The organism is Streptomyces calidiresistens, assembly GCF_014141525.1.
Classification (GTDB): Bacteria; Actinomycetota; Actinomycetes; order Streptomycetales; family Streptomycetaceae; genus Streptomyces; species Streptomyces calidiresistens.
In genome coordinates this window covers 1-5,902 of the sequence record NZ_VKHS01000311.1, presented here as the reverse complement: position 1 = coordinate 5,902, position 5,902 = coordinate 1, and the positions used below count along the sequence as shown (strand labels likewise).

The 5,902-nt window shown below is 75.7% G+C and carries 7 protein-coding genes and 1 pseudogene; 3 read left to right on the top strand and 5 right to left on the bottom strand.

The annotated features are described in order from the left end of the window. Nucleotides 1–213: 213 nt before the first annotated feature. From FOE67_RS14145 to sigE, 3 genes and pseudogenes are all read right to left on the bottom strand, one after another. Nucleotides 214–927, bottom strand: a complete 714-nt coding sequence (locus tag FOE67_RS14145) for a hypothetical protein (protein WP_182664194.1) — start codon at nucleotides 925–927, stop codon at nucleotides 214–216. Between the two features lie 206 nt (nucleotides 928–1,133). Beyond that, nucleotides 1,134–1,235, bottom strand: a pseudogene (locus FOE67_RS30405) (zf-HC2 domain-containing protein); the annotation flags it as partial. After that, nucleotides 1,232–2,125 carry an RNA polymerase sigma factor SigE gene (gene sigE / locus FOE67_RS14135; RefSeq protein WP_182664200.1) on the bottom strand — a complete coding sequence of 298 codons (894 nt, stop codon included), beginning with the start codon at nucleotides 2,123–2,125 and terminating at the stop codon, nucleotides 1,232–1,234. The gene sigE and the pseudogene FOE67_RS30405, both read right to left, overlap by 4 nt. A 236-nt stretch (nucleotides 2,126–2,361) precedes the next feature. Between sigE and FOE67_RS14130 the strand changes: the two genes are divergently transcribed. Beyond that, complete coding sequence (locus FOE67_RS14130) at nucleotides 2,362–3,075, top strand: O-methyltransferase (protein WP_182664198.1); 714 nt, start codon at nucleotides 2,362–2,364, stop codon at nucleotides 3,073–3,075. A gap of 146 nt (nucleotides 3,076–3,221) precedes the next feature. Here the strand turns inward: FOE67_RS14130 and FOE67_RS14125 are convergent, their stop codons facing one another. Then, the gene (locus FOE67_RS14125) at nucleotides 3,222–3,389 is read right to left on the bottom strand and encodes a DUF3117 domain-containing protein (RefSeq protein WP_103500878.1); all 168 of its coding nucleotides are present in this window, start codon (nucleotides 3,387–3,389) and stop codon (nucleotides 3,222–3,224) included. A gap of 264 nt (nucleotides 3,390–3,653) precedes the next feature. On the opposite strand from FOE67_RS14125, the gene FOE67_RS14120 reads away from it, so the two are divergent. Further along, a complete protein-coding gene (locus FOE67_RS14120) occupies nucleotides 3,654–4,460 on the top strand; it encodes an enoyl-CoA hydratase/isomerase family protein (protein ID WP_182664196.1) in 807 nt (268 codons plus the stop codon). 61 nt (nucleotides 4,461–4,521) lie between these two features. Here the strand turns inward: FOE67_RS14120 and FOE67_RS14115 are convergent, their stop codons facing one another. Continuing rightward, nucleotides 4,522–4,917, bottom strand: a complete 396-nt coding sequence (locus FOE67_RS14115; RefSeq protein ID WP_182664192.1) for a DivIVA domain-containing protein — start codon at nucleotides 4,915–4,917, stop codon at nucleotides 4,522–4,524. 81 nt (nucleotides 4,918–4,998) lie between these two features. On the opposite strand from FOE67_RS14115, the gene folP reads away from it, so the two are divergent. Further along, a complete protein-coding gene (gene folP / locus FOE67_RS14110; RefSeq protein WP_182664190.1) occupies nucleotides 4,999–5,859 on the top strand; it encodes a dihydropteroate synthase in 861 nt (286 codons plus the stop codon). The last annotated feature ends 43 nt before the right edge of the window (nucleotides 5,860–5,902 follow it).

The following is a 5,902-nucleotide window of genomic DNA, read 5'->3' as shown; positions in this document are numbered from 1 at the left end:
GCACGGCGGTGCCCCCGGGCGGGGTGACGCCGGGCCGCTGCACGGGCGGGGCCGGGGCCCAGGGTCCCGGCGGACCGTAGGGCGGCGTGCCGTACGGGTCGCGGCCGTGCAACGGCTCGGTGCCGCTCCTCGTCTCATCCATGGCAGCCCCCTCCGGTCGGGTATCCGCGCGGCGCACCGCACTCTGGATTACATCAGGTGCCGCCGGGGAAATCAGCGGGGGCTCGGAACACCGCCGTGCCCGGCCGTCGCGGCGGGCACCGGGGCCTCCGGCTCCGGGAACGGGTCCCCGAAGAGCTCCCCGCTGTTCGGCGTCACCGGGAATCCGGAGCCGAGCGGCGCCGTGGGCGACGGCTCGGCGGAGCCGGGCAGGTCGGCGAACATCTCCGCCACGACCGGCAGCGGCAACGGGGAGGGCCGCGGCGCCGGAACCGCCCGCGCCACCGGCACGAAACCGGCCCGCGGCGGGGTCGTGGTCGGGTCGGGGGGTACGGGGGTCCCCGGCGAGTCCGTGGCCCCCGGGTACGGGGTGGGTCCGGGGAACACTCCGGCCAGGGGCGCGTTGTCGATCCGGTGTTGACCGGCGCGGGAGGAGGCGCCGGCGCCGAGCACCCCGCGCAGGGCCTCGCGGGCGGTCGTGGACCGGGTGCCGCCGGCGGGGGCGGTGGTGCCGCCCGCGGCGACCGAGGCGCCCGGCGTGGGACCGGTGGCGGAGGGGGTGCCGGGGGAACCGACCGCCCCGGCGCCCAGCACCCCGCCGATGGCGACCGCGGCCAGGGAGAAGGCCCCGGCTGCGGCGAAGGCGAAGCGGCGGTGGCCGCGGCCCCGGGCGGGCTCGGGACGATGGATGCGGAAGCCGTGGCCCGGCGGGCGCAACGCCTCGGCGGCACCGCCGGTCGACAGGGGGGAGGGCAGCGGGGACGGCACCGTCGGGCCGGCCCCCGGGAGCCGGGGCCGGGAGGGCGGCCGGGAGCCGGAACCGCCGAACGGTCCCCCGCCGGGGATCGCGTCGGGGCCGGCCACGGACAACCCCTGCAACCGCGCCAGCAGGGCGGGGGCGGGGGCGGCAGGGCGCTGCCGGCGCAGTAGCTCTTCACGCGACGCTGGGCGTCGACCTCGGCACGACAGCCGGCACAGGTCGCCACATGGGCGAGGACCCGCTCCCGATCGTCGACGGAGAGTTCCCCGTCGATGAACGCGGCGAGTCTGTCACCGAGATGGTGCTCGCTGGTCACTCCGCTCCGCCCTCCCCGGCGCCGGCCAGGGCCGCGACCGGCTGCCGCACGCGTCCGCGCGGGGAACGGTGGCGCAGCGCCTTGCGCAGCTGGGACCGACCCCGGTGGATGCGGCTGCGCACGGTGCCGAGCTTCACGCCGAGGGTCGCGGCGATCTCCTCGTAGCTGAGCCCCTCGATGTCGCACAGGACCACGGCGGCCCGGAAGTCCGGGGCCAGGGTGTCGAGGGCCTGCTGCACGTCGGCGTCGAGGTGGGTGTCGTTGTAGTGCTGCTGGGGGGAGGGCTCCCGGCTGGGCAGGCGGTCGGCCGCGTCGTCCCCGAGGGCGTCGAAGCGGATGCGCTGCTTGCGGCGGACCATGTCCAGGAAGAGGTTGGTGGTGATGCGGTGCAGCCAGCCCTCGAAGGTGCCGGGGGTGTAGGTGGACAACGAGCGGAAGACCCGCACGAAGACCTCCTGGGTGAGGTCCTCGGCGTCGTGCTGGTTGCCCGTCAGGCGGTAGGCCAGCCGGTAGACCCGCGCGCTGTGCGTGCTGACGATCTCCTCCCAGCTGGGCGGGGACCAGGCCCCGGAGTCCGGGCCGGTGGCGAAGGTGGCGGTGGTCGGCGCGGGAGCGGGTCCGTCCCCGGACGGGCCGGCCCCGACGGAGGGGGCGACCGCGGCCTCCTCCGACGCCTTCCCGGCGTCGGCTGCACGCCGTTCCGCCGGGACGCGGGCGCCGGGCACCACCGGCGGGACCTCGACGGGGGCGGTCTGGCTGCGGTCAGCGATCTCGGTCACAGAATTCGGCCGATCGGCGGGCCGCAGGAAGCGGTTCAGCGCTTCCCGGACCCCGGACGCGGCCGCACCTCCCCTGTCGGCTCTGGTGGTGTCCAGCGGATTCCCTACCATAGCCACCTGCCCTGTCAGCTCCGGATAAACGACCGCGCGCACCCCGCCGGCCCCCGGACGGGGGCGCTCCCCGGTGGGACCCGTTCTCCGGATCGAACGCGTTCGCCGCGTGCCCTCCGCCCGGTGTCCCATCCGTCGTCCCCTCGTGTCGGTGCCGTCGGTGCCGTGCGTGCGCGGGAACGTCGACCGGGTGTGCCGGTACCGCGTTCCCGGAGGGATCAACGCGTGGTCCGCGCATCCGGTTCCCCCCGGGAGTCGATACAGTCGATGCGCCTGACGGACGGGGACGGGAGAAGGCCATTACCGGCAATCGGCAGACCAGCTGGGCGTTCGCCGAGGCGTACGGGACCCCGGACGCCGCCTCGGTCGAGGGCGCCGCGCTGGGCCGGGCCCGTGAGCGGTCGGCGGAGGTGGGCGTGCGCCCGGTCTCGCCGGGCTGCGGCGACGCCCTGCGCCTGCTGGCGGCGGCCACGAACGCCAAGGCGGTGGTGGAGATCGGCACCGGTACCGGCGTCTCGGGTCTCTATCTGCTCCAGGGAATGCGCCCGGACGGGGTGCTGACGACCATCGACACCGAGACCGACCGCCAACAGGCGGCCCGTCAGGCCTTCCGCGCGGCCGGTTTCGCGGCCAACCGCGCGCGTCTCATCCCCGGTCCGGCGCTGGAGGTGCTGCCGCGACTCGCCGACGGGGGGTACGACATGATGTTCTGCGACGGCGACCGGCGGGACTACCCGGAGTGTCTGGAGGAGGCGTTGCGCCTGCTGCGGCCGGGCGGCCTGGTCTGCTTCTCGGGGGTCTTCGCGGAGGGGCGCACCATGGCGACCGCCGCCCCGCCCGCGTCGGTGCTGCGCCTGCGGGAGCTGTTGCGCGCGATACGGGAGAACCGGGAGCTGATACCGGCCCTGCTGCCGGTGGGCGACGGGCTGCTCTGCGCCGCCCGGCGCTGAGGCGGGGGCGCGACCGTTCCCGCGCGGGAAGCGGACCGGGGCCTCCCGGCGCGACGGGAGGGGCGGGCGACGGCCCGCACGTCACCGCCCCGGAACGCGCGGGACGTTCCGGGGCGGGCACACGGGGTTACCGGGCACGGTGGACCTCAGCCGCACACCTTCTTCAGCTCCTCGTCCAGAGCCACCGCCTCATCGGGGGTCAGCTCGACGACAAGCCGCCCGCCACCCTCGAGCGGAACGCGCATGATGATGCCCCGCCCCTCCTTGGTCACCTCGAGCGGGCCATCGCCCGTCCGCGGCTTCATGGCCGCCATGCTCGTTCCCCTTCCTGAAACCAGCTCATCGCAATCGGCGACCGGTCCGTCGCCGACCTCGAACAGATTGCTTCCCGCTCATTATCCCGCATCGGGGGAGCCGATGACCAACCCCGACGGATCTTCCTTCGACACACGCACTCGCAAAAGCACGGCAATCCGGCAAACTCCCCGATCCCGACCGATCGGTCCGGGACCGGATGTGACCGACCGGTCGGCACGCCGGCGTTCCCCCGATCGGGGTGGTGCGCCATGCTGATCCCCATGGCCGACACCGTTCTCCACGACCTCACCGATCACCTCGCCACCATCACCCTGAACCGTCCGGACGCGATGAACGCCCTGGACACCGCCACCAAGGAGGCGTTGCGCGACGCCCTCCTCGGGGCCGCCGCCGACCCGGCGGTCCGGGCGGTGCTGCTCACCGGCGTCGGGCGCGCCTTCTGCGTGGGCCAGGACCTGCGCGAACACGCCGGGACCCTGGCGGCCCGCGACGACGGGGACGGGGACCGGGGCGCCGCGCTGGACACCGTGGCCGAGCACTACAACCCGATCACCCGCGCCATCCTGGAGATGCCCAAGCCGGTGGTGGTGGGGATCAACGGCACCGCCGCGGGCGCCGGCATGGGCTTCGCGCTGGCCGCCGACTACCGGGTGGCGGCGGCGGGGGCCCGCTTCACCACGGCCTTCGCGGGGGTGGGCCTGGCCGCCGACTCGGGTCTGTCGTGGACCCTGCCGCGCCTGGTCGGCCCGGCCCGGGCGGCGGACCTGCTGTACTTCCCGCGCACCCTGGACGCGGCCGAGGCCGAACGGCTGGGGCTGGTGCAGCGGGTGGTCCCGGACGAGGAGTTGCCGTCGGTGGCGCTGGGGATCGCCCGCGACCTGGCCCGGGGGCCGACCGTGGCGTACGCCGGCATCAAGGAGGCGATGGCCTTCGGCGCCACGCACACGGCGGCGGAGACCCTGGAGCTGGAGGGTCGGTTGCAGTCCCGGGCCGGGGCGACGGAGGACCACCGCGAGGCGGTGAACGCCTTCGTCGCCAAGCGACCGCCCCGGTTCCTCGGGCGCTGACCCGTCCCGTCCCGGGGCGCTCGCCCCGGGGCGGGGCCCCGGCCCCCCGGCGGACCGCGGTTCAGTCCCGGCCGTCGGCGGTTTCGTCGGGACCGGTCGGGACCCCGGCCGGGTCCACCGGTCCCCCGCCGGTGCGCGCGGCGGCCCGCTCCCCCGCCAGTTCGGCGCGCAGTTCCTCGATCCGGGCGTCCCGTTCGGCCAGTTCGGCGGCGAGCCGGTCGAGCACCTCGTCCACCTCGGCCATCCGGTAGCCGCGCGGGGCCACCGGCAGCCGGACCGCCACCACGTCGGCGGGAGCCACCGGCCGGTCGGCCGGCAGCGGATCGTGCGGGCGGTCGGGCTCGGCGTCCGGCAACCCGCCGGGAGCCGGACCGCCGGAGCCGTCGCCGCTGCCGAGCACGGCCAGCGTGACACCGCCGACCACGACGACCATCGCCGCCATCAACCACCAGAACATCGCCGCGTCTCCCGTGTCCCGCCCCGGGCCGACCGCCCCGGGCCGCCGTCGATCGTGTCACGGCCGCCGTATTCTCGCAGCATGCTGCGACTGGGAACCCGCGAATTCGGTCCGGACGAACCGGTGATCATGGCCATCGTGAACCGCACTCCGGACTCCTTCTACGACCGGGGGGCGACCTTCGCGGACGAGCCGGCGCTCAAGCGGGTGGCCGAGGCGATCGACGAGGGCGCGGCGATCGTGGACATCGGCGGGGTGAAGGCGGGACCCGGCGAGGAGGTGGACGCCGCCGAGGAGATCCGCCGCACCGCCGGTTTCGTCGCCGAGGTGCGCGACCGTCACCCGGACGTGGTGATCAGCGTGGACACCTGGCGGCACGAGGTGGGCGAGGCGGTCTGCGAGGCCGGCGCGGACCTGCTCAACGACGCCTGGGGCGGGGCGGATCCGCGCCTGGCGGAGGTGGCCGCCCGCCACGGGGTGGGCCTGGTGTGCACCCACACCGGCGGCGCCGCGCCGCGCACCCGCCCGCACCGGGTCTCCCATCCGGACGTGATGGCGGACATCATCGCCCGCACGACCGCGCTGGCCGAGCGGGCGGTGGCGCTGGGCGTGCGACGGGACGCGGTGATCATCGATCCCGGTCACGACTTCGGGAAGAACACCCGGCACTCGCTGGAGGCCACCCGCAGGCTGGAGGAGATGACGGGGCTGGGCTACCCGGTGCTGGTGTCCCTGTCCAACAAGGACTTCGTCGGCGAGACGCTGGACCTGCCGGTCCGGGAGCGGCTGATCGGAACCCTGGCGGCCACCGCGATCTCGGCCTGGCTGGGCGCGCGGGTCTACCGGGTGCACGAGGTGGCGGAGACCCGACAGGTGGTGGAGATGGTGGCGGCGATCGCCGGGCGGCGGGAGCCGCGGGTGGCGCGTCGCGGACTGGCCTGAGCCGCGGCCCCCGCCCCGCCGCGGCGGGGCGGGGGGCCGGGGG

Coding starts and splice junctions, on each gene's coding strand:
- sigE (WP_182664200.1), bottom strand. CDS start 2,125: ATGGTAGGGAATCCGCTGGACACCACCAGAGCCGACAGGGGAGGTGCG.
- FOE67_RS14125 (WP_103500878.1), bottom strand. CDS start 3,389: ATGGCGGCCATGAAGCCGCGGACGGGCGATGGCCCGCTCGAGGTGACC.
- FOE67_RS14120 (WP_182664196.1), top strand. CDS start 3,654: ATGGCCGACACCGTTCTCCACGACCTCACCGATCACCTCGCCACCATC.
- FOE67_RS14115 (WP_182664192.1), bottom strand. CDS start 4,917: ATGTTCTGGTGGTTGATGGCGGCGATGGTCGTCGTGGTCGGCGGTGTC.
- folP (WP_182664190.1), top strand. CDS start 4,999: ATGCTGCGACTGGGAACCCGCGAATTCGGTCCGGACGAACCGGTGATC.